The 19,365-nt window shown below is 69.9% G+C and carries 17 protein-coding genes and 1 tRNA gene; 12 read left to right on the top strand and 6 right to left on the bottom strand.

The window, feature by feature from the left end:
- Positions 1 to 41 precede the first annotated feature (41 nt).
- Both KAK07_RS03520 and KAK07_RS03515 read left to right on the top strand, forming a co-directional pair.
- A tRNA-Val gene (locus tag KAK07_RS03520) sits at positions 42 to 118 on the top strand.
- Positions 119 to 456: 338 nt separating this feature from the next.
- Positions 457 to 1,098 carry a hypothetical protein gene (locus tag KAK07_RS03515; protein ID WP_210853923.1) on the top strand — a complete coding sequence of 214 codons (642 nt, stop codon included), beginning with the start codon at positions 457 to 459 and terminating at the stop codon, positions 1,096 to 1,098.
- Here the strand turns inward: KAK07_RS03515 and KAK07_RS03510 are convergent.
- Genes KAK07_RS03510 through KAK07_RS03500 form a run of 3 tightly spaced genes read right to left on the bottom strand, consistent with a single transcriptional unit; the run spans position 1,085 to position 6,809 of the window.
- A complete protein-coding gene (locus KAK07_RS03510) occupies positions 1,085 to 5,014 on the bottom strand; it encodes a response regulator (protein ID WP_210853924.1) in 3,930 nt (1,309 codons plus the stop codon). The genes KAK07_RS03515 and KAK07_RS03510 overlap by 14 nt on opposite strands.
- On the bottom strand, positions 5,011 to 5,631 hold the full coding sequence (locus tag KAK07_RS03505; RefSeq protein WP_210853925.1) for a histidine phosphatase family protein: 621 nt from the start codon (positions 5,629 to 5,631) through the stop codon (positions 5,011 to 5,013). The genes KAK07_RS03510 and KAK07_RS03505 overlap by 4 nt, the downstream gene beginning before the upstream one ends.
- An 8-nt stretch (positions 5,632 to 5,639) precedes the next feature.
- Positions 5,640 to 6,809: an HD-GYP domain-containing protein gene (locus tag KAK07_RS03500; RefSeq protein ID WP_210853926.1), complete on the bottom strand. Its 1,170-nt coding sequence runs from the start codon at positions 6,807 to 6,809 to the stop codon at positions 5,640 to 5,642.
- Between the two features lie 211 nt (positions 6,810 to 7,020).
- On the opposite strand from KAK07_RS03500, the gene phaR reads away from it, so the two are divergent.
- Genes phaR through KAK07_RS03485 form a run of 3 tightly spaced genes read left to right on the top strand, consistent with a single transcriptional unit; the run spans position 7,021 to position 10,234 of the window.
- Complete coding sequence (phaR, locus tag KAK07_RS03495; RefSeq protein WP_210853927.1) at positions 7,021 to 7,608, top strand: polyhydroxyalkanoate synthesis repressor PhaR; 588 nt, start codon at positions 7,021 to 7,023, stop codon at positions 7,606 to 7,608.
- A 46-nt stretch (positions 7,609 to 7,654) separates the two neighbouring features.
- Positions 7,655 to 9,037, top strand: a complete 1,383-nt coding sequence (gene rimO / locus KAK07_RS03490) for a 30S ribosomal protein S12 methylthiotransferase RimO (RefSeq protein ID WP_210853928.1) — start codon at positions 7,655 to 7,657, stop codon at positions 9,035 to 9,037.
- A gap of 9 nt (positions 9,038 to 9,046) precedes the next feature.
- Positions 9,047 to 10,234 (top strand): PLP-dependent transferase, encoded by a 1,188-nt coding sequence (locus KAK07_RS03485; protein WP_210853929.1) that lies wholly within the window; start codon positions 9,047 to 9,049, stop codon positions 10,232 to 10,234.
- Here KAK07_RS03485 and pip read toward each other — a convergent pair whose 3' ends face one another.
- Positions 10,235 to 11,197, bottom strand: a complete 963-nt coding sequence (gene pip, locus KAK07_RS03480) for a prolyl aminopeptidase (RefSeq protein ID WP_210853930.1) — start codon at positions 11,195 to 11,197, stop codon at positions 10,235 to 10,237. It abuts the gene before it with no gap.
- Positions 11,198 to 11,273: 76 nt separating this feature from the next.
- The gene (gene smpB / locus KAK07_RS03475) at positions 11,274 to 11,744 is read right to left on the bottom strand and encodes an SsrA-binding protein SmpB (protein WP_210853931.1); all 471 of its coding nucleotides are present in this window, start codon (positions 11,742 to 11,744) and stop codon (positions 11,274 to 11,276) included.
- 48 nt (positions 11,745 to 11,792) lie between these two features.
- Here smpB and KAK07_RS03470 point away from each other — a divergent pair, with 48 nt between their 5' ends.
- A complete protein-coding gene (locus KAK07_RS03470) occupies positions 11,793 to 12,239 on the top strand; it encodes a type II toxin-antitoxin system RatA family toxin (protein ID WP_210853932.1) in 447 nt (148 codons plus the stop codon).
- Positions 12,226 to 12,522 carry an RnfH family protein gene (locus KAK07_RS03465; RefSeq protein ID WP_210853933.1) on the top strand — a complete coding sequence of 99 codons (297 nt, stop codon included), beginning with the start codon at positions 12,226 to 12,228 and terminating at the stop codon, positions 12,520 to 12,522. Before KAK07_RS03470 ends, KAK07_RS03465 begins: the two co-directional genes overlap by 14 nt.
- A gap of 50 nt (positions 12,523 to 12,572) precedes the next feature.
- On the opposite strand, the gene KAK07_RS03460 is transcribed toward KAK07_RS03465, so the two are convergent.
- On the bottom strand, positions 12,573 to 13,070 hold the full coding sequence (locus KAK07_RS03460; RefSeq protein WP_210853934.1) for a DUF4124 domain-containing protein: 498 nt from the start codon (positions 13,068 to 13,070) through the stop codon (positions 12,573 to 12,575).
- A gap of 102 nt (positions 13,071 to 13,172) precedes the next feature.
- Here KAK07_RS03460 and guaB point away from each other — a divergent pair, with 102 nt between their 5' ends.
- The 5 genes from guaB to KAK07_RS03435 all read left to right on the top strand — a co-directional run bounded on the left by guaB (position 13,173) and on the right by KAK07_RS03435 (position 19,356).
- Positions 13,173 to 14,645 carry an IMP dehydrogenase gene (gene guaB / locus KAK07_RS03455; protein WP_210853935.1) on the top strand — a complete coding sequence of 491 codons (1,473 nt, stop codon included), beginning with the start codon at positions 13,173 to 13,175 and terminating at the stop codon, positions 14,643 to 14,645.
- A gap of 61 nt (positions 14,646 to 14,706) precedes the next feature.
- Positions 14,707 to 16,002, top strand: a complete 1,296-nt coding sequence (locus tag KAK07_RS03450; RefSeq protein ID WP_210853936.1) for an MFS transporter — start codon at positions 14,707 to 14,709, stop codon at positions 16,000 to 16,002.
- Between the two features lie 22 nt (positions 16,003 to 16,024).
- The gene (gene guaA, locus KAK07_RS03445; protein ID WP_210853937.1) at positions 16,025 to 17,629 is read left to right on the top strand and encodes a glutamine-hydrolyzing GMP synthase; all 1,605 of its coding nucleotides are present in this window, start codon (positions 16,025 to 16,027) and stop codon (positions 17,627 to 17,629) included.
- A 264-nt stretch (positions 17,630 to 17,893) separates the two neighbouring features.
- On the top strand, positions 17,894 to 18,469 hold the full coding sequence (gene tadA, locus KAK07_RS03440; RefSeq protein ID WP_210853938.1) for a tRNA adenosine(34) deaminase TadA: 576 nt from the start codon (positions 17,894 to 17,896) through the stop codon (positions 18,467 to 18,469).
- Positions 18,466 to 19,356, top strand: coding sequence for an LD-carboxypeptidase (locus KAK07_RS03435; protein WP_210853939.1), 891 nt, complete (start codon positions 18,466 to 18,468; stop codon positions 19,354 to 19,356). Before tadA ends, KAK07_RS03435 begins: the two co-directional genes overlap by 4 nt.
- Positions 19,357 to 19,365: the final 9 nt, after the last annotated feature.

The raw sequence follows: 19,365 nt of genomic DNA, 5'->3' as shown, positions 1-19,365 counted from the left end.
CGGATGCGCGAAATCCGGTATATACTGCTAGCTTCAACGACAGGCGCGTAGCTCAGTTGGTTAGAGCACCACCTTGACATGGTGGGGGTCGTTGGTTCGAATCCAATCGCGCCTACCAGAATTCAAGCCCCAGGTTCCGCAAGGACCTGGGGCTTTTGCGTTGTTGGGGCCGCTTGACGAGCCATCAGAGGTGCCACGCTGGACGGGCCATGTTGGTGGGCCGACCTGGCTTGGACGCCATGCTGGGGCCGCGCCTGTCCGGTGCACGCGGGAATCAGCGTCAACGGGATGGGCGGTCAGGACAGGACAACCCTGGTGGCCGGCGTCTAGGGATGGGACAGGGGGGCTGCCAGGCGCACGCTGCGCTTCGTGGGCTGCCATGCAGGCGGTCCGCAGCGGTGGCACCCGAGGCGCAGGGCAGCCATCGGCTCAGTCACAGCGCCGCAGGAGACACTGATGAAGCACCGTTTCACCTGGCACGGTCTGGCCCTGGCCGCCGCGGCCGCGCTGGCCCTTCCCGCGTCAGCCCAGCAGATGCTGATGAGCAAGGTCAACGCCGATGACCAGTTCAAGATCTTCCTCAGCGACAACCCCAGCGTGCCGGGCATCCAGTTCTCGCAGGGCCTGGGCTGGGGCGCCACCTACACCGGCACCGCCCTGCCGCCGACGAGTTCGGCCGGGCAGAACTTCTATCTCAACATCTGGGTGGGCGACATCGCCTCCAGCCTGATGGGGCTGCTGGGTGAGTTCAAGCTGACCGGCGTGGGCACCTGCGTGTTCGCCAACAACAGCACCAACCTGCGCACGCTGCCCAACAAGCTGTGGCGCGTGACCAAGCCGCTGCCGCCGTCGGTGTTCAGCCCCACGCCACCGGGCTACCCGGCGCTGCCGGGCTGGAACAATGACCTCCCGTTCTACGTGCAGCCGTCGCTGATCCCGATCAGCTGGCAGATGAACAGCGCCGGCACGTTCTGGCCGCCGATGCCTGGCGTCGCCGGTACGGCGCACTGGATCAACTCGCCGGTGCTGCTGCCGCCGCCGGCGCCGGCGGTGCCGGCAGGCACCGAGGTCTGGTTCCAGACCGTCATCCGCTGCTGAGCGAGGCCTGCAGGCGGCCGAGCAGGGCTTCGGCCGCCTGGGCGGCGCCGCCCAGGTCAAAGCGCTCGATCCGGTGGCGCAGCTCGGCGGTCAGCGCGGGCGCGGTGAGCTGCAGCTCGGGCTGCAGCAGCGCGAAGGTGTCGGTGGCCTCCAGGGCGTCGGCACGCAGCTGCTCCAGCAACTGCTGCAGGCCCTGCACCAGCGCCGCCTGGTCCTGCCCGGGCGCGGGCGCCAGGCGCTCGACCGGCAGCGCCTGCTGCAGGGCCTGGACGGTGGCCATGACCTGGTCGTCCAGCGTGCGGCTCAGCGACGCCACGGCGTCGGTGTCATGGCGGTTCAGCGCCGCCTCCAGGGCCGCAGCGGCCTGCTGCACCGACGGCAGCCCCAGGTTGGCAGCCGCGCCCTTGAGCGAGTGGGCGTGAAGCAGGGCGGCCCGGGTGTCGCCGGCGCTCAGATGGCGCTGAACCGGGTCCTGGCGATGCAGGTCGGCAAAGCGGGCCAGCAGGCGCAGGTAGTGGTCGACCTGGCCGCGCATCAGGCGCAGTGCGCCGCGCGTGTCGACCAGGCCGGTGGCTTCCAGCCGCTCCAACGCCTGGTCCCACTCGCGGGGACCGCCGCTGACGGTGGTGGGCTGCCCGGCTTGTTCGGTCGCAGCCTCGGCCGCTGGTGGCAGCCAGCGCACCAGCGTGGCGTAGAGCAGGTCCGGATCGACCGGCTTGGCGATGTGGTCGTCCATGCCGGCATCCAGGCATTCGCGACGGTCTTCTCCGAAGGCGCTGGCGGTCATCGCGATGATCGGCAGCCGGGTCAGCTCGGGCTGCGAGCGCAGGCGGCGTGTGGCCTCCAGTCCACCCATGCCGGGCATGTGGAGGTCCATCAGCACCAGGTCGCAGGGCTCGTTGCGCAGCGCGTCGATGGCGGCTTCGCCGTTGCCCGCCAGCACCACCTGGACGCCCACGCGCTCGAGCAGGCCGGTGGCGACGATCTGGTTGAGCGGGTCGTCCTCGGCCAGCAGCACCCGCACGCCACGGCGCTGCCTGAGCAGATCCTCGGCCTCGTCGGCGCCCAGCGTCGGCGCCTCGCCCCCACGCGCGCCACCGGTCAGCTGCGGACCGAGCCGGGCCAGTGCGGACAACAGGGCCGAGCGGGTGAAGGGCTTGACCAGGTGGCCCGCGAAGCCGCCCTGGGCCAGCAGACCCGGGGGCAGGTCGAGCGCCGCACTGATCAGCAGCTTCACCGGCGGTCGCAGCAGGCCGGCGGCGTCGACCCGCTGGGCGGTCTGCAGGCCGTCCACCAGCGGCATCTTCCAGTCCACCAGCATCAACTCGTAGGGGTGGCCCTGGCGTTCGGCCTCGCCCAGCATGGCCAGCGCCTCCAGGCCGCCAGCCGCCTCGTCCACGGCCAGACCGATCGATCCCAGCAGCACACCCATCGGTGCCCGGGCCTCGGCCATGTCATCGACCAGCAGGGTGCGCAATCCCGGCAGCGGCCACTCGCCGCTGGACGGGCGCTGACGCGCCGGGCGCAGCGGCACCTCGATCCAGAAACACGCCCCCTGGCCCGGGCTGCTGTGCACGCCGACGCGGCCACCCATGGCTTCGGCCAGGCGCCGGGAAATGGCCAGGCCCAGTCCGGTGCCCCCGTAGCGGCGGGTGGTGCCGCCATCGGCCTGCTCGAAGGCCTGGAACAGGCGCTCCTGCTGTTCCTCGGTCAGGCCGATGCCGGAATCGCTGACTTCGAAGCGGTAGCAACCGGGTTCGTCGGGCTGCTCCGCCTCGCGCAGCACGCTGGCGCGCAGCACGATCCGGCCCTGGTCGGTGAACTTCACCGCATTGGTCACGTAATTCAGCAGCACCTGGGCCAGGCGCAGGCCGTCGCCATGCAGCACCGGTGGGAGGTGGTCGAGGTCGACGATGAACTCCAGGCCCTTGGCCTCGACCCGGTCGATGACCATGTCGCGGATCTGGTCGACCAGGCGGTCGAGCTCGAAATCGGTGGGTTCCAGCGTCAGCTTGCCGGCCTCGATCTTCGAGAAGTCGAGGATGTCGTTGATGATCGACAGCAGGTGTTCGCTGGCGGTCTGGATCTTGCCGAGGAACTCGCGCTGCGGGTCGCTCAGCCGCGTGCGCAGGGCCAGGTGGGCCATGCCGATGATGGCGTTCATCGGCGTGCGGATCTCATGGCTCATCGCCGCCAGGAAGGCGCTCTTGGCGCGGTTGGCGGCTTCGGCGTCCTCCTTGGCCGCGGCCAGTTCGGCGGTGCGCTGGGCGACCAGCTTCTCCAGGCTCTCCTGGTACTGCTGCAGCGCCACGGCGGCGGCTTCGCGCTCGGTCACATCGCGCCACATCACCAGCAGGCAACGGCGGTCGCGCAACTGCAGCCGCTGCACGCTGGCGTCGATCGACACCGCGTGGCCATCGGCATGCTGCAGGTGGCTCTGGTAGCGGTGCACTTCCAGGCCATGCAGGCCATCGGCCAGCTGTTCGATGGCCGGGCGGTCTGCCGGCAGGTGCAGCTCGGGCAGGCGCCGCTCGGTCAGGTGGTCGCGTTGGTGGCCCAGCATCTGGCACGCGGCGTCATTGAATTCCAGCAGGGCCAGGCTGCGCTCGTCGAGCACAACGATGGCGTCGGCCGCCTGGCTCACCACCGCGCGCAGCTGCTCCTCGCGGGCGCGCAGCGCCTCCTCCGACTGCCGCAGCTGGCTGATGTCGCGCGCCACGCCCAGCACGCCGATCAGGCGGCCGTCGGAGGCTCGCAGCGGCGTCTTCAGCGTGTGGCAGACCTCCTCGTGCCCGTCGGCGAAGCGCAGCTGCAGCTCGCTGGCCATCGGGCCCTGGCTGGCCAGGGCCGCCAGGTCGGCTTCGCGCAGCTGCGCGGCCCGGTCGGCACCGACGAAGTCCACGTCGCGGCGGCCGATGATGTCGGACGGGGCAGCGCCCACCAGCGCAGCGAAACGGGCATTGCAGGAGAGGTACACGCCCTCGGGGTCCTTGAGCCAGACCAGGTCCGGGCTGTCCTGGACGATCGCGCCGAGCAGGGCGCCCTGGCGCTCCAGCAGGCTGCGGCCCTGGCGTTCCTCCTCGCGCAGTTCACCGAAGCTGCGCACCGCGCGGGCCAGCTCGGCCAGCACGCCATCGGACTGGCCGGCCCATTCATCGACCCGGCGCAAGGTGGCCGGGTCGGGCGTGCGCGAGCGGGCCAGTTCGGTCAAGGCGCCGCCCAGCACCAGCGTGCGCGCACCCAGCCAGCGGGCGGCGAACCACCACAGCGCCGACAGTCCCAGTCCGCACAGGGCGGCAGCCAGCGCGGCGCGGGTGGCTGCGCCGTCGAAAGCACGCGAGCGCGCCAGCACGCTGTCACGGGCCTTCTCGCTGGTCAGCAGCGACAGCCGCGCCGATTGCGCAGAGAACTCCTCGAGCCGGCTCGCCGCCTGATCGCCCAGGCTGACCGCGCGGATCGGCTCGATCACCGCCATGTCCAGCGCCGAGGCCAGGGCCGTGCGGAACACCTGCAGGCGCACCAGAGAGCCCGCCTGCGCGCCTGCCTGCCCGCCACCAGGGCCTTCGATGCGCTCGACCTGGGGCGCCAGGCGCTTGAACTGCGCCTCGATGCTCTCCAGCTCGTCCAGGTGCATCACCCGGGCGCGGTGCACCGAGGCCGTGTCCAGCTTGCCGCCGCCGGCCTCGTCGATCAGCGTCTCGGAGGAGCGCTGCAGCGCCACCAGGCGGGCATTGATCGACTGCAGCTCGGCCAGGGTGGCCATGTCGGCATCGACGGTCCGCTGGTCCTCGAGCAGTTCGCGTCGGGTCAGCTCCAGCGGCAGGATCCCCACCAGCAGCTGCAGCCCGCCAACCAGCAGCGCCGGCAGCAGGGCCCACCACAGCAGGCGACGCCGACTCAGGGGCGCACGGGTCATCGCGGCAGGCTTTCCCACTGCTCGATGCGCAGCGTACCCAGGTACTCGAACTGGCCGTTGGCCAGGGGGCGCAGCAGCACGGTGGCGGCCTCCGGCGGGAAGTAGTCGGTCAGGTCGGACAGGTTGGGTCCATGGGCCACGACCACCCGCAGCTCACCCGCCGGGACGGCCTGGCTCAGCCAGTCCCGGGTGCGTGCCAGTGCGGCCTGGCGCTGGGCGGCGCTCAGGTGGGCGGTATAGGCCAGCAGCGGATCGGTCTCGACCTGTGCGCCGAAGGCCAGCCGCGCGGTATCCAGGGACCGGCACATCGGGCTGCTGATCACGCGCCGCACCGGCCAGCCCGCGCGGCGGATGGCGGCACCCAGCTGCTCGGCCTGGCGCCGTCCCTCCGGGCTCAGCGTGCGCTGCGTCGAGCAGTCGGCGAAATCGGTGATGCCGGGCTGGTCGATCCGGCTGTTGTCGGTCAGCCCGTGCCGCACGTACAGCACCAGTCCGCCACCGCGGACGCGGGCCAGGTCGGCCGGGCTGGGCAGGCGCTCACGGATGGCCGATGACGGCTGGGCCCGTCCGGGCAAGGCCAGCGCACAGCCGGCAGCGATCAGGGTGCGGCGCTGCATCGGGCGGCTCATGCGGGGCCTTGCATGGGGGGGGCAGGGGCAGGATCGTCATCGGCGAAGCGCTGGGCGATGGCGCGGAACACGTCGCGCTGCGCCACGAACGCATCGACCACCGCGGGGTCGAACTGCCGACCCCGGCCGGCCACGATGACCTGCTCGACCTCGTCGAGCGGCATCGGCGGCTTGTAGACGCGCCGGCAGCCCAGCGCGTCATAGACGTCCGCCAGCGCCATCAGCCGCGCCGGCAGCGGGATCTGCAGGCCGGCCAGGCCGGCCGGGTAGCCGCTGCCGTCCCAGTGCTCGTGGTGGCCGCCGGCGATCTGGCGGGCGATCTCCAGGAAGCGCAGGGCCCCCGAGCTCAGCGCCTCGGTCTGGCGCCCGGCGGGTTCCGGCGTGGCGCGCGACATCGCGGTGGCGATGGCCTCGGCGCCGATCTCGGCGTGGCGCTTCATCTGCTCGAATTCCGAGGCGGTCAGCCGGCCGGGCTTGCGCAGGATGGCGTCCGGAATCCCGACCTTGCCGATGTCGTGCAGCGGCGCGGCACGGGCCACCATCAGGCAGTAGTCGTCGTCGATGTCGGCGTGCTGGGGCGACTGGCGCAGGCGCTCCAGCAGGGCCTGCACATAGGCTTCGGTGCGGTGCAGGTGGTTGCCGGTCTCGTTGTCGCGGGCCTCGGCCAGCATGGCCAGCGCGTGCAGGCTGGCCGACTTGATCTGCTCGTTCTCGCGCATGCGTCGGGCGATCTCGTGTTCCAGGCTGGCATTGCGGTCGCTGAGCTGGTCGCGGGCGCTTTTCAGCTCCAGCTGGGTGCGCACCCGCGCCAGCAGGATCGCCGGTCGCACGGGCTTGGGAATGTAGTCCACGGCGCCCAGCTCCAGCCCGGCGAGTTCGTCGCGGTCATCGTCCATGGCGGTGACGAAGATGACCGGCGTCTCACGCAGTCCGGGCAGTCGCCGCAGGCGACGCAGCACCTCGAAGCCATCCATGTCCGGCATCATCACGTCGAGCAGGATCAGGTCGGGGTGCGGCGTGCGGGCGGCCACCTGCAGCGCCCGCAGGCCTGAATTGGCCACCCGCACGTGGAAGCTGCCGCGCAGCAGTCCGCCCAGCAGGGCCAGGTTTTCCGGCGTGTCATCGACGACGAGCAGGGTGGGTCGCGACGGAGCGGGGTCGGACATGGCAGGTCGGGCGAAGGACGTGTGACTGGATGCTAGTGCAGAGTCGAGGCCCATGGCGCGCCCGGCTGGGACGGCGGGTGCGAAAAACACGCAGTCCCGACCGGGCCGACCGCAAGGGGCCATCCCTGACAGTGCAATCCCGTGGGCGGCTGCGCTGCGGCCAGGCCTAGAATCGTTGTGCACTTGCACAATGCCAGCCGGAGCCTTGCCGATGCCCTCAGCCCGTCGCGCCCCCCCAGTGTCCGAAGCGTCGGAGCCCGCCGGCCATGACGGCATCCGGGTGCTCAAGAAATACCCCAACCGCCGTCTCTACGACACGCGCGCCAGCAGCTACATCACCCTGGCCGACGTCAAGAAGATGGTGCTGGACGGGCAGGAGTTCGAGGTGCGCGACGCCAAGACCAGCGAGGACCTGACCCGCAGCATCCTGCTGCAGATCATCCTGGAGGAAGAGACCGGCGGCATGCCGATGTTCACCTCGCGCATGCTGGCCCAGATCATCCGCTTCTACGGCCACGCGATGCAGGGGATGATGGGCGCTTACCTGGAAAAGAACCTGCAGACCTTCGTCGAGCTGCAGTCACGCCTGGGCGAGCAGGCCCGCGGCCTCTACGACCCCAAGGCCTTCACCCCCGAGATGTGGGCCCAGTTCATGAGCGGCCAGGCACCGCTGATGCAGGGCCTGATGGGCAATTACCTGGAGCAATCCAAGAACCTGTTCATGCAGATGCAGGAGCAGATCGGCAAGCCGGGCACAACGCTGTTCCCGGGCTTCACGCCGCCGTCCAGCCGCAAATAGGCGCTGGCGCGGGCGGGCGAGGGCGGGTTTGCGACAATCCCGGCCCATGAGTGCACTTCCTGACGCGGCGGCTGCCGCGCCCACCATCGGCTTCGTCAGCCTGGGCTGCCCCAAGGCGCTGACCGACAGCGAACTGATCCTGACCCAGCTCTCGGCCGAGGGCTACCAGACCAGCAAGACCTACCAGGGTGCCGACCTGGTGATCGTCAACACTTGTGGCTTCATCGACGACGCGGTCAAGGAAAGCCTGGACGCGATCGGCGAGGCCCTGGCCGAGAACGGCAAGGTCATCGTCACCGGCTGCCTGGGTGCGCGCACCGGCACCGACGGCGGCAACATGGTGCGTGAGGTGCACCCCAAGGTGCTGGCGGTCACCGGGCCCCATGCCACGCAGGAGGTGATGGACGCGGTGCACCAGCATGTGCCCAAGCCGCACGACCCCTTCGTGGACCTGGTCCCGGCGGCCGGCATCAAGCTCACGCCCAAGCACTACGCCTACCTGAAGATCAGCGAGGGCTGCAACCACCGCTGCACCTTCTGCATCATCCCCAGCATGCGCGGCGACCTGGTCTCGCGGCCGGTGGGCGACGTGCTGAACGAGGCCAGGGCCTTGTTCGAAGGCGGCGTGAAGGAGCTGCTGGTGGTCAGCCAGGACACCTCGGCCTATGGCGTGGACGTGAAGTACCGCACCGGCTTCTGGAACGGCGCCCCGGTCAAGACGCGCATGCTGGACCTGGTGGCCCAGTTGGGCGAGCTGGCCCGCGCGCATGGCGCCTGGGTGCGCCTGCACTACGTCTACCCCTATCCGCACGTCGACGAGGTCATCCCGCTGATGGCCGAGGGCCTGGTGCTGCCCTACCTGGACGTGCCCTTCCAGCACGCCCACCCGGACGTTCTGCGGCGCATGAAGCGCCCGGCCAGCGGCGAGCGCAACCTGGAGCGCATCCAGCGCTGGCGCGAGCTGTGCCCCGAGATCGTGATCCGCTCCACCTTCATCGCCGGCTTCCCGGGCGAGACCGAGGACGAATTCGCCCACCTGCTGGACTTCCTGCAGGAGGCACAGATCGACCGCGCCGGCTGCTTTGCCTATTCGCCGGTCGAAGGCGCCACGGCGAACGACCTGCCCGGGGCCTTGCCCGATGCGGTGCGCGAGGAACGCCGCGCCCGCTTCATGGCGGTGGCCGAGCAGGTCTCGGTGGCTCGGCTGCAGCGCCGCGTGGGCCAGGTGATGCAGGTGCTGGTCGACCACGCGCCGGCAATGGGCCGCAAGGGCGGCGTGGGCCGCAGCTATGCCGATGCGCCGGAGATCGACGGCACGGTGCGCCTGCTGCCGCCCGCCAAGGCCTCGACCCGGCTGGCGGTGGGCGGATTCGCCCGGGCGCGCATCGTGGCTGTCGACGGCCACGACCTGGTCGGCGAGCCGATCTGAGGGGCCCGCATGAGCCAGGACATCCGCACCCGCCTGATCCACCACGACTACGTGGCGCCGGCCGAGTTCGAGTCGCCGGTGGTGCCCGTGCACAAGGCCTCGACCGTGTTCTTTCCCGACGTGGCCGCGCTGCGCAGCCGTCGCTGGGTGGACAAGAGCGGCTACACCTACGGCCTGCACGGCACGCCCACCACCTTCACGCTGGAGGCGCGCCTGGCCACGCTGGAGCACGCCCGCCATGTGCTGCTGGCGCCCAGCGGCCTGTCGGCGCTGAACGTGGTCAACCAGGCGCTGCTGTCCAGCGGCGATGCGCTGCTGCTGCCGGACAACGTCTACTTTCCCAGCCGGGACATGGCGCGCCATGAGCTGGCGCGCTGGGGCATCGCTCACCGGGTCTACGACGCCCTGGACCCGACCACGCTGGACGCCGCGCTGGGGCCGGACGTCAAGCTGGTCTGGCTGGAGGCGCCCGGCTCGGTGACGCTGGAATTCCCCGACCTGCGCGCCCTGGTGCGCCGCTGCCGCGAGCGTGCGCCGCAGGCCGTGCTGGCGCTGGACAACACCTGGGGCGCCGGCCTGGCCTTCAACCCCTTCGCGCTGGGCGAGGAGGGCCTGGGCGTTGACCTGACGATCCATGCGCTGACCAAGTACCCCTCGGGCGGTGGCGATGTGCTGATGGGCTCGATCGCCTGCCTGGATGACGCGCTGCACGAGCGCCTGGCCTGGACGCACAGCCGCCTGGGCCTGGGGGTGGGCGCCAATGATGCCGAGGCGCTGCTGCGCTCGTTGCCCAGCCTGGCGCTGCGCTACCACGCGCAGGACCAGGCGGCGCGGCGCATCGCCGAGTGGGCGCAGGGCCAGTCCGCGGTGCGCCGCGTGCTGCACCCGGCGCTGCCGGGCTCGCCCGGCCACGCGCACTGGGCTGGGCTGTGCACCGCGGCCGCCGGCCTGCTGACACTGGAGATCGATCCGCGCCACAGCGTGGAGCAGGTCAACGCCCTGGTCGACGGCCTGCAGTGCTTCCGCATCGGCTGGAGCTGGGGCGGCCCGGTCAGCCTGGCCGTGCCCTACCAGGCCCGCTTCATGCGCGAGCTGCCCACCCCCTACGAGGGCGTGCTGGTGCGCCTGTGCATCGGCCTGGAGTCGGTGGACGACCTGATCGTCGACCTGGCCGCCGGCCTGGCCCGGCTGGGCTGATCAGGCGAAGCCACCGGTCTGCGCGAAGCGGTCGGTGGCCGCCACCAGTTCAGCGGCGATGCCCGGCTCGGTCGAGCTGTGCCCGGCCTGGGTGACCATGCGCAGCTTCACGCCAGGCCAGGCATCGACGAGGGCGTGGGCATAGCGCGGCGGGCAGATCACGTCGTAGCGGCCGTGCACGATGACCCCCGGCAGGTGGGCGATGCGCGGCATGCCCTGCAGCAGCTGGTTCGGTGCCAGGAAGGCCTGGTGGGCGAAGTAGTGCGCCTCCAGGCGTCCCACGCCCAGGGCCATGGCGTCGGCACCGAAGGCGTCCGCCTGCGCGGGCTGCGGCACCAGGTGCAGGCAGCTGCCCTCATAGCGTGCCCAGGCCCGGGCCGCCGGGGCGTGCACCGCCGGGTCGGGGTGGGTCAGGCGGCGCTGGTAGGCGCCCAGCAGGTCATGGCGTTCGGACGCGTCCACATGGCCGGCAAAGGCTTCCCATTCGCGCGGGTAGAACTGGCGGATGCCGTACAGCCACCAGTCGATCTCTTCCTGGCTGCCCAGCCAGATGCCGCGCAGCACCAGGCCCAGGCAGCGCTGCGGGTGCGCCTGGGCGTAGGCCAGGGCCAGCGTCGAGCCCCAGGACCCGCCAAAGACCAGCCAGCGCTCGATGCCCAGCAGCGTGCGCAGGCGCTCGATGTCGTCGATCAGCAGCCGCGTGGTGTTGGCGTGGGTGGCGCCCAGTGGTGTGGAGCGGCCGGCGCCGCGCTGGTCGAACAGCACGACGTGGTAGCGGCGGGCATCGAAGAAGCGACGGCTGGTGGGCGAGGTGCCGGCGCCGGGCCCTCCATGCAGAAACAGCGCCGGAATGCCATCGACCGTGCCGCAGGTTTCCCAGTGCAGCTCGTGTCCGTCGCCCACCGCCAGGCGGCCCTGGCGCAGCGGTTCGACGGCTGGGTGCAGAACCTCGTCGAGCGTCATGAGGCCGACGGTCCGCTGACCTTGTGTCGCATCAGGCGCCCCTTGTGCAGAAAGGGCCGATGAATCGCTGCGCGCTTCATGCCTTCGGCCCTGATGAGACTTTGTGTCTCATCAGCCGCCCCTTTTCCCGCTCCCAGTCGCGCTTCTTCTCGGTCTCGCGCTTGTCGTGCTGCGCCTTGCCCTTGGCCAGCGCGATCTGCGCCTTCACCCGGCCGCCCTTGTAGTGCAGGTTCAGCGGCACCAGGGTGAAGCCGCGCTGCTCGACCTTGCCGATCAGGCGGCGGATATCGGCCTTGCTCATCAGCAGCTTCTTGGTGCGGTCGGCCTCGGGGTGCACATGGGTGCTGGCCGAGCGCAGCGCATTGATGCGGCAGCCGATCAGGAAGAGCTCGCCCTGCCTGATCACCACATAGCCATCGGTCAGCTGCACCTGGCCGGCGCGGATGGCCTTGACCTCCCAGCCTTCCAGCACCATGCCGGCTTCGAATTGCTCTTCGATGTGGTATTCGAATCGGGCGCGGCGGTTTTCAGCGATCAGGGCGGACATGCAGGGGTCGGGACAGGGCAGGGCGGCGCCCTAGAATCCCGGCATTGTATGAAGCATGTGAAGAAGTCTGTCCTGCTGTGGTACTCGCCGGCCGAGATGTTCGCGCTGGTGACCGATGTGGCCCGCTATCCCGAGTTCCTGCCCTGGTGCGAGCGTGGCGAGGTGCTCGAGACCCATGACGGCGGCAACACGGCGCGCATCCACCTGGCCTACGCCGGGGTGCGACATGCCTTCACCACCCGCAACGATCACACCGCCGACCGCCAGTTGCTGATGCGCCTGGTCGACGGCCCGTTCTCGCTGCTGGACGGCACCTGGGACTTCCTGCCGCTGGGCAATGGACAGCCGCCGGCCTGCAAGGTCGAGTTCGACCTGCAGTACGCCTTCGCCAGCCGGCCGCTGGAGGTGGTGCTGAGTCCGGTGTTCGACAAGGTGGCCAACACCTTCGTCGACGCCTTCGTCAAACGTGCGGAGCAGGTCTATGGCGAACGCTGAGACGATCCAGGTGCTGGTGAGCTGGAGCCCGCAGCCGCGTGAGGTGTGCAGCTGGTCCCTGAGCCTGCCGGTGGGCAGCACGCTGGACGATGCGCTGCGCGCGGCGGGTCTGCTGGAGATGGTCGACAGCGACGCCGGCGCATCACTCCAGGTGGGCATCTGGGCCAAGGCCCGTGCGCGCGACACCGTGCTGCGCGAGCACGACCGGGTGGAAGTCTGGCGAGCGCTGAAGGTCGACCCGAAGGAAGCGCGCCGGCAACGCTACCGCAAGGCCAAGGCCTGATCGGCCGCCAACCTGGCAGCGCCAAAGCCCGGTGTGGGCGGCGCCGACGCTCAGTTGCAGGCCTGCTGGATGCGCTGGCGCACCCGCTCGGCCTCGGCCGCACGGGCGGCGTCATCGAGGAATTCGCGTTCGCCCTTGTCGTTCAGCCGCGCCATGCGCATGCCGCTGTCCAGGTTCGCCTGCTGCTGGCGCGCCTGGCGGCAGTTCTCTTCGCGCCGGGCCTGATCGCGCTCCTTGGCGGCCGCGGCGCGGGCGGCATCAGCGGATTTCTGGCCGCTTTGCTGTTCGCGCTTGCGGGCTTCGAGCGCGCTGTCGCTGCGCGAGGGCGTGGAGGCCGGCGCGTCTGCCGTGCCGCCAACGACGATCTCGGCCGAGCGGCCACCCGGCCGGCTGAGGATGGCCGAGTCGGGCACGCTGGTGGGCGGCGGCGTGTCACTGACCTGCAGCGTGCCGTTGGCGTCCTTCCATTTCCAGATCGCCTGGGCGGAGCCGACCACCGGCAGCAGGGCCAGACAGGCGAGGGCGAGCAGGGCAGTGGAGCGACGCATGGCGGTGCTGGAAAAGGGGCTGTTGTGGTCGCAGTGTAAGGCGGCCGGGCGCACAGCATGCAACGGTCCGTATAATCCGCTTTTGCGTCTGGAGCCCGACCCATGCGCCTTCTTGGCAAAGCGCTCACCTTCGACGATGTGTTGTTGGTGCCTGCGTTCTCCCAGGTGTTGCCCCGCGACACCTCGCTTGCGACCCGTCTGTCGCGCAATATCCAGCTGAACCTGCCGCTCGTGTCCGCCGCGATGGACACTGTGACAGAAGCCCGCCTGGCGATCGCCATCGCCCAGGAAGGTGGCATCGGCATCGTCCACAAGAACCTCACGCCCAAGCAGCAGGCGGCCGAGGTTGCGCGCGTCAAGCGCTATGAATCGGGCCTGCTGAAGGACCCGATCACCATCGCCCCCGGCGCCCGGGTGCGGGATGTGATCGAGCTGTCGCGCCAGCACGGCATCTCGGGCTTTCCGGTGGTGGAAGAAGGCCAGGTGGTGGGCATCGTCACCGGCCGCGACCTGCGCTTCGAGACGCGCCTGGACGCCCCGGTGCGCGACATCATGACCCCGCGCGAGCGCCTGATCACGGTGCGCGAAGGCGCTGCGCTGTCCGAGGCCAAGGCACTGATGCACCAGCACAAGCTCGAGCGCGTGCTGGTGGTCAATGACGCCTTCGAGCTGCGCGGTCTGTTCACGGTGAAGGACATCACCAAGCAGACCAGCTTCCCCAACGCCGCCCGTGACGCCCACGGCAAGCTGCGCGTCGGCGCCGCGGTGGGCGTGGGCGAGGGCACCGAGGAGCGGGTCGAACTGCTGGTCAAGGCCGGCGTCGATGCGCTGATCGTCGACACCGCCCATGGCCACTCGGCCGGCGTGATCGAGCGCGTGCGTTGGGTCAAGAAGAACTTCCCGCAGGTCGATGTGATCGGCGGCAACATCGCCACCGGCGCCGCTGCGCTGGCGCTGGTCGAGGCGGGCGCCGACGGCGTCAAGGTCGGCATCGGCCCGGGCTCGATCTGCACCACCCGCATCGTCGCCGGCGTCGGCGTGCCGCAGATCACCGCGATCGACAACGTCGCCACCGCGCTGCGCGGCACCGGTGTGCCGCTGATCGCCGATGGCGGCATCCGCTACTCGGGCGACATCGCCAAGGCCATCGCCGCCGGCGCCAGCTCGGTGATGATGGGCGGCATGTTTGCCGGTACCGAGGAATCGCCGGGTGAGGTCTTCCTCTACCAGGGCCGCAGCTACAAGGGCTACCGCGGCATGGGCTCGATCGGGGCGATGAAGGCCGGCTCGGCCGACCGCTACTTCCAGGAAAACGACGAGTCCGCCAACCCGAACGCCGACAAGCTGGTGCCCGAGGGCATCGAGGGTCGGGTGCCGTACAAGGGTTCGATGATCTCGATCGTCTACCAGATGGCCGGCGGCCTGCGGGCCTCGATGGGCTACTGCGGCTGCGCAACGATCGACGAGATGCGCGAGCGCGCCGAGTTCGTCGAGATCACCGCCGCGGGCATCCGCGAGAGCCACGTGCACGACGTGCAGATCACCAAGGAAGCCCCGAACTACCGGATGGAGTGACCCCCTCCACCGCACCGCACAGCGCCCGGCACCGTCCGGGCGCCGTCTTTCAGAGCCCTCGATGACCGATTCCAGCGCCCCAGCCGACGCCAGCACCCGCCGCCGCGAGCCGGCGATGCCCTTCATCATGCTGACGGTGCTGATCGACATGGTGGCGATCGGTCTGATCATTCCAGTGCTGCCGCCGCTGGTGGGCAGCTTCACCGCCGACCAGACCCAGCATGCGTTCTGGTACGGCGTGGTGACCTTCGCCTTCGGTATCGCCAACTTCTTCGGCTCGCCGGTGCTGGGCGCGCTGTCTGACCATTACGGTCGTCGGCCGGTGCTGCTGCTGGGCTTCTCGGGCCTGGCGCTGAGCTTTTTCGTCACCGGGCTGGCCACCGCGCTGTGGATGCTGGTGGCGGTGCGTCTGGTCAGCGGTGCGCTGCAGGCCAACGCGGCGGTGGCCAATGCCTATGTGGCCGACATCTCCACGCCCGAGCAGCGCGCCAAGCGCTTCGGCCTGCTGGGTGCGATGTTCGGCATGGGCTTCGTGCTGGGTCCGGTGATGGGCGGCCTGCTGGGCTCGATCGACCTGCACCTGCCCTTCTTCGTGGCGGGCGGCCTGGCCATCGTCAATGCGCTGTACGGCATCCTGGTGCTGCCGGAATCGCTGCCGCCGCATCGGCGCACGCCGATCGACTGGCGCAAGGCCAACCCGGTGTCGTCGCTCAGGCGCCTGTCCGACCTGCAGGGCGTGGGCATGCTGGTGGCGGTGATCGGCCTGGCCAGCCTGGCGCAGTTCGTGATGCACACCACCTGGGTGCTCTACACCAGCTTCAAGTTCGGCTGGGGCCCGAAGGAGAACGGCTGGTCGCTGTTCGCGGTGGGCGTGATGTCGGTGCTGGTGCAAGGCGGCCTGATCCGGGTGGCGCTGCAGCGGATGTCGGCACAGCGCATCGCCATCCTCGGTCTGGTGTCCTCGGCAGGCTGCTACCTGCTGTGGGGCGCCGCCACCGAGGGCTGGATGATGTACGCCGTGATCGGCCTGAACGTCTTCGGCTTCATGGCAGCCACCGCCATCCAGACCCTGGTGTCCAACGCCGCCGGTGACCACGAACAGGGCCGGGTGATGGGTGCCGTGGCGTCGCTCAACAGCCTGACCGCGGTGTTCGCGCCGGTGCTGGGTGCCTCGCTGCTGGGCTTTGCCTCGCACCTGCCGCGTGGTGACTGGCGCATCGGCGCGCCGTTCTACCTGTGTTCCGCGCTGCAGGCCGTGGCCACCGTGCTGGCGTTGCGGCACTTCCGCCGCCATCCGGCGCCGCTGGCCCCGTCTTCTGAACCTGCTGCTGCGCCGGCCTCTGGCGCAGCCACCTGATCCACTCCGTCCGGACCTGCCCATGCACGACAAGATCCTGATCCTCGATTTCGGCTCGCAAGTCACCCAGCTGATCGCGCGCCGGGTGCGCGAGGCGCATGTCTATTGCGAGATCCATCCCAACGACGTCAGCGACGCCTTCATCCGCGAGTTCTCGCCCAAGGGCATCATCCTCAGCGGCAGCCACGCCAGCACCTATGAGGACCATCAGCTGCGCGCCCCGCAGGCGGTGTGGGACCTGGGCGTGCCGGTGCTGGGCATCTGCTACGGCATGCAGACCATGGCGGTGCAACTGGGGGGCGAGGTCAGCTGGTCCGACACCCGCGAGTTCGGCTACGCCGAGGTGCGCGCCCATGGCCACACCGAGCTGCTTCGGGGCATCCAGGACTTCGCCACGCCTGAGGGCCACGGCATGCTCAAGGTCTGGATGAGCCATGGCGACAAGGTCACCGCGCTGCCGCCGGGCTTCAAGCTGATGGCCAGCACGCCCAGTTGCCCGATCGCCGGCATGGCCAACGAGGACAAGCGCTACTACGCGGTGCAGTTCCACCCCGAGGTGACCCACACGCTGCAGGGCGCCGAGATGCTGGGCCGCTTCGTGCGGGGCATCTGCGGCTGCGCCGGCGACTGGATCATGGGCAACTACATCGAGGAAGCGGTGGCCCGCATCCGCGAGCAGGTGGGCGACGAGGAGGTGATCCTGGGCCTGTCCGGCGGCGTCGACAGCTCGGTGGCTGCGGCGCTGATCCACCGCGCGATCGGCGACCAGCTGACCTGCGTCTTCGTCGACCATGGCCTGCTGCGCCTGAACGAGGGCGACATGGTGATGGAGATGTTCGCCGGCCGCTTGCATGCCAAGGTGATCCGCGTGGATGCGGCCGATCTGTTCCTGGGGCAGCTCGCCGGCGTCACCGACCCCGAGAAGAAGCGCAAGATCATCGGCGGCCTGTTCGTCGACGTCTTCAAGGCCGAGGCCGCCAAGCTCAAGGCGGGTGACGGCGGCCACAAAGGCGCCACCTTCCTGGCCCAGGGCACGATCTACCCCGATGTGGTGGAGAGCGGCGGCACCAAGACCAAGAAGGCCACCACCATCAAGAGCCACCACAACGTCGGTGGCTTGCCCGAGCAGCTGGGCCTGAAGCTGCTGGAGCCGCTGCGCGAATTGTTCAAGGACGAGGTGCGCGAGCTGGGCGTGGCGCTGGGCCTGCCGCACGACATGGTCTACCGCCATCCCTTCCCCGGCCCCGGCCTGGGCGTGCGCATCCTGGGCGAGGTGAAGAAGGACTATGCCGACCTGCTGCGCCGTGCCGACGCCATCTTCATCGAGGAGCTGCGCGCCGCCATCGATCCGCACAGCGGCAAGAGCTGGTACGACCTGACCAGCCAGGCCTTCACCGTCTTCCTGCCGGTCAAGAGCGTGGGCGTGATGGGCGACGGCCGCACCTATGACTACGTGGTGGCGCTGCGCGCCGTGCAGACCAGCGACTTCATGACCGCCGACTGGGCCGAGCTGCCCTACAGCCTGCTGAAGAAGGTCTCCAGCCGCATCATCAACGAGGTGCGCGGCATCAACCGCGTGACCTACGACGTCTCCAGCAAACCCCCAGCAACGATCGAATGGGAGTGATGTGGACGAGGAAGAGTCCCTGCGGACTCTTCCTCGCCTCATCACTCCGAGCCGCTTGTAAGCGGCGAGGTGGGCCGATGCGGACGAAAGACAGTCCCTGCGGACTCTCTCTCGCCTCATCACTCCGAGCCGCATGCAGGCGGCGAGGTGGGCCGATGCGGACGAGAGAGAGTCCCTGCGGACTCTCTCTCGCCTCATCACTCCGAGCCGCATGCAGGCGGCGAGGTGGGCCGGTGCAGTGCGCCAGCCGATAATCGAACCACGATGAGCGACGCGCCCCCCGTCTTCACCCCCGCCGACGAGCACGCGATGCGCATTGCGCTCGACCAGGCGCAGAACGCCTGGCTGGTCGGTGAGGTGCCGGTGGGCGCGGTGATCCTGCGCGACGGCCAGGTCATCGCCACCGGCTACAACCGGCCGATCACCACCCACGATCCCACCGCGCACGCCGAGCTGGTGGCGCTGCGCCACGCCGCGCAGCTGCTGGAGAACTACCGACTGCCCGAGTGCGAGCTGTTCGTCACGCTGGAGCCCTGCGCGATGTGCGCGATGGCGCTGATGCACGCGCGCTTCAAGCGCGTGGTGTTCGGTGCCCCCGACCCCAAGACTGGCGCGGCCGGCGGCGTGGTGGACCTGTTCGCCCAGCGCCAGCTCAACCACCACACGGTCGTGCAGGGCGGTTTGCTGGCCGATGCCTGCGGCCAGCTGCTGCGCGATTTCTTCGCCGAACGGCGTGCCCAGCAGCGCCAACAGCGCGCGGCGGCATCGACCGAGGCCATCCCCACGGGCGACGCTGCCGAGCTGCCCGCCTTGCCACCCCACCTCACCGGTCCGACATGAGCGACTCGCTGATCCTGTACAGCCCCTCCGGCCTGCTGCCCCGCGCGGCCACGATGAGCCTGGCCGTCAAGCGGCTCAAGGCGCTGGGCTTCAACGTGTCGCGCGATGAGTCGCTGCTGGCCCGGCGTCAGCGCTTTGCGGGCGACGACGAGACGCGGCTGGCTGCGATCCACCGCGTGGCGGCCGCGGCGCCGTCGATCGCCATGCCCGGTCGTGGTGGCTACGGCATCACCCGGCTGCTGGACTGCATCGACTGGGCGCTGCTGGCCCGCAGCGTGGAGCAGGGCACCCGCTGGGTGGGCTACAGCGACCTGACCGCACTGCAGATGGGCCTGCTGGCGCACACCGGTGCGGCCAGCTGGTGCGGGCCGATGGCCGCCGATGACTTCGGCCGCGACACCTTGGACGAGATCACGCCCGACTGCTTCTGCGAGGCGATGTCGGGTGAGCTGGAGGCGGTGGGCTTTCGCACCGAGGCCGGCTTCGACGGTCTGCAGGCCAAGGGCCTGCTGTGGGGTGGCAACCTGACGGTGCTGTGCAGCCTGCTGGGCACGCCGCACTGGCCCCGGGTCAAGGGCGGCATCCTGTTCCTCGAGGACGTGGCCGAGCACCCCTACCGGGTGGAGCGCATGCTGCTGCAATTGCACCAGGCCGGCTTGCTGGCGGCGCAGAAGGCGGTGCTGCTGGGCGCCTTCTCCGATTGGCGGCCCTCACCGATGGACCATGGCTATTCGCTCAAGAGTGCCATCGCCTGCGTGCGCAGCCACTGCGACACGCCGATCCTGACCGGTGTGCCCTTCGGCCATGTGCCCACCAAGATCTGCATGCCCTTCGGTCAGCGGGCCCAGTTGCTGGTCGAAGGACGCAATGTCCTGCTTGGCTGGTGAGACTCTGAC

This window comes from Ideonella alba (assembly GCF_018069875.1).
Classification (GTDB): Bacteria; Pseudomonadota; Gammaproteobacteria; order Burkholderiales; family Burkholderiaceae_C; genus Ideonella; species Ideonella alba.
Note: the sequence above shows the minus strand (reverse complement) of the source record. Positions and strands in the feature narration are given on the sequence as shown.

What these genes read in the sequence shown, in the direction of transcription:
- KAK07_RS03515 (WP_210853923.1), top strand. Translation starts at nt 457, where the DNA reads ATGAAGCACCGTTTCACCTGGCACGGTCTGGCCCTGGCCGCCGCGGCC.
- KAK07_RS03510 (WP_210853924.1), bottom strand. Translation starts at nt 5,014, where the DNA reads ATGACCCGTGCGCCCCTGAGTCGGCGTCGCCTGCTGTGGTGGGCCCTG.
- KAK07_RS03505 (WP_210853925.1), bottom strand. Translation starts at nt 5,631, where the DNA reads ATGCAGCGCCGCACCCTGATCGCTGCCGGCTGTGCGCTGGCCTTGCCC.
- KAK07_RS03500 (WP_210853926.1), bottom strand. Translation starts at nt 6,809, where the DNA reads ATGTCCGACCCCGCTCCGTCGCGACCCACCCTGCTCGTCGTCGATGAC.
- phaR (WP_210853927.1), top strand. Translation starts at nt 7,021, where the DNA reads ATGCCCTCAGCCCGTCGCGCCCCCCCAGTGTCCGAAGCGTCGGAGCCC.
- rimO (WP_210853928.1), top strand. Translation starts at nt 7,655, where the DNA reads ATGAGTGCACTTCCTGACGCGGCGGCTGCCGCGCCCACCATCGGCTTC.
- KAK07_RS03485 (WP_210853929.1), top strand. Translation starts at nt 9,047, where the DNA reads ATGAGCCAGGACATCCGCACCCGCCTGATCCACCACGACTACGTGGCG.
- pip (WP_210853930.1), bottom strand. Translation starts at nt 11,197, where the DNA reads ATGACGCTCGACGAGGTTCTGCACCCAGCCGTCGAACCGCTGCGCCAG.
- smpB (WP_210853931.1), bottom strand. Translation starts at nt 11,744, where the DNA reads ATGTCCGCCCTGATCGCTGAAAACCGCCGCGCCCGATTCGAATACCAC.
- KAK07_RS03470 (WP_210853932.1), top strand. Translation starts at nt 11,793, where the DNA reads ATGAAGCATGTGAAGAAGTCTGTCCTGCTGTGGTACTCGCCGGCCGAG.
- KAK07_RS03465 (WP_210853933.1), top strand. Translation starts at nt 12,226, where the DNA reads ATGGCGAACGCTGAGACGATCCAGGTGCTGGTGAGCTGGAGCCCGCAG.
- KAK07_RS03460 (WP_210853934.1), bottom strand. Translation starts at nt 13,070, where the DNA reads ATGCGTCGCTCCACTGCCCTGCTCGCCCTCGCCTGTCTGGCCCTGCTG.
- guaB (WP_210853935.1), top strand. Translation starts at nt 13,173, where the DNA reads ATGCGCCTTCTTGGCAAAGCGCTCACCTTCGACGATGTGTTGTTGGTG.
- KAK07_RS03450 (WP_210853936.1), top strand. Translation starts at nt 14,707, where the DNA reads ATGACCGATTCCAGCGCCCCAGCCGACGCCAGCACCCGCCGCCGCGAG.
- guaA (WP_210853937.1), top strand. Translation starts at nt 16,025, where the DNA reads ATGCACGACAAGATCCTGATCCTCGATTTCGGCTCGCAAGTCACCCAG.
- tadA (WP_210853938.1), top strand. Translation starts at nt 17,894, where the DNA reads ATGAGCGACGCGCCCCCCGTCTTCACCCCCGCCGACGAGCACGCGATG.
- KAK07_RS03435 (WP_210853939.1), top strand. Translation starts at nt 18,466, where the DNA reads ATGAGCGACTCGCTGATCCTGTACAGCCCCTCCGGCCTGCTGCCCCGC.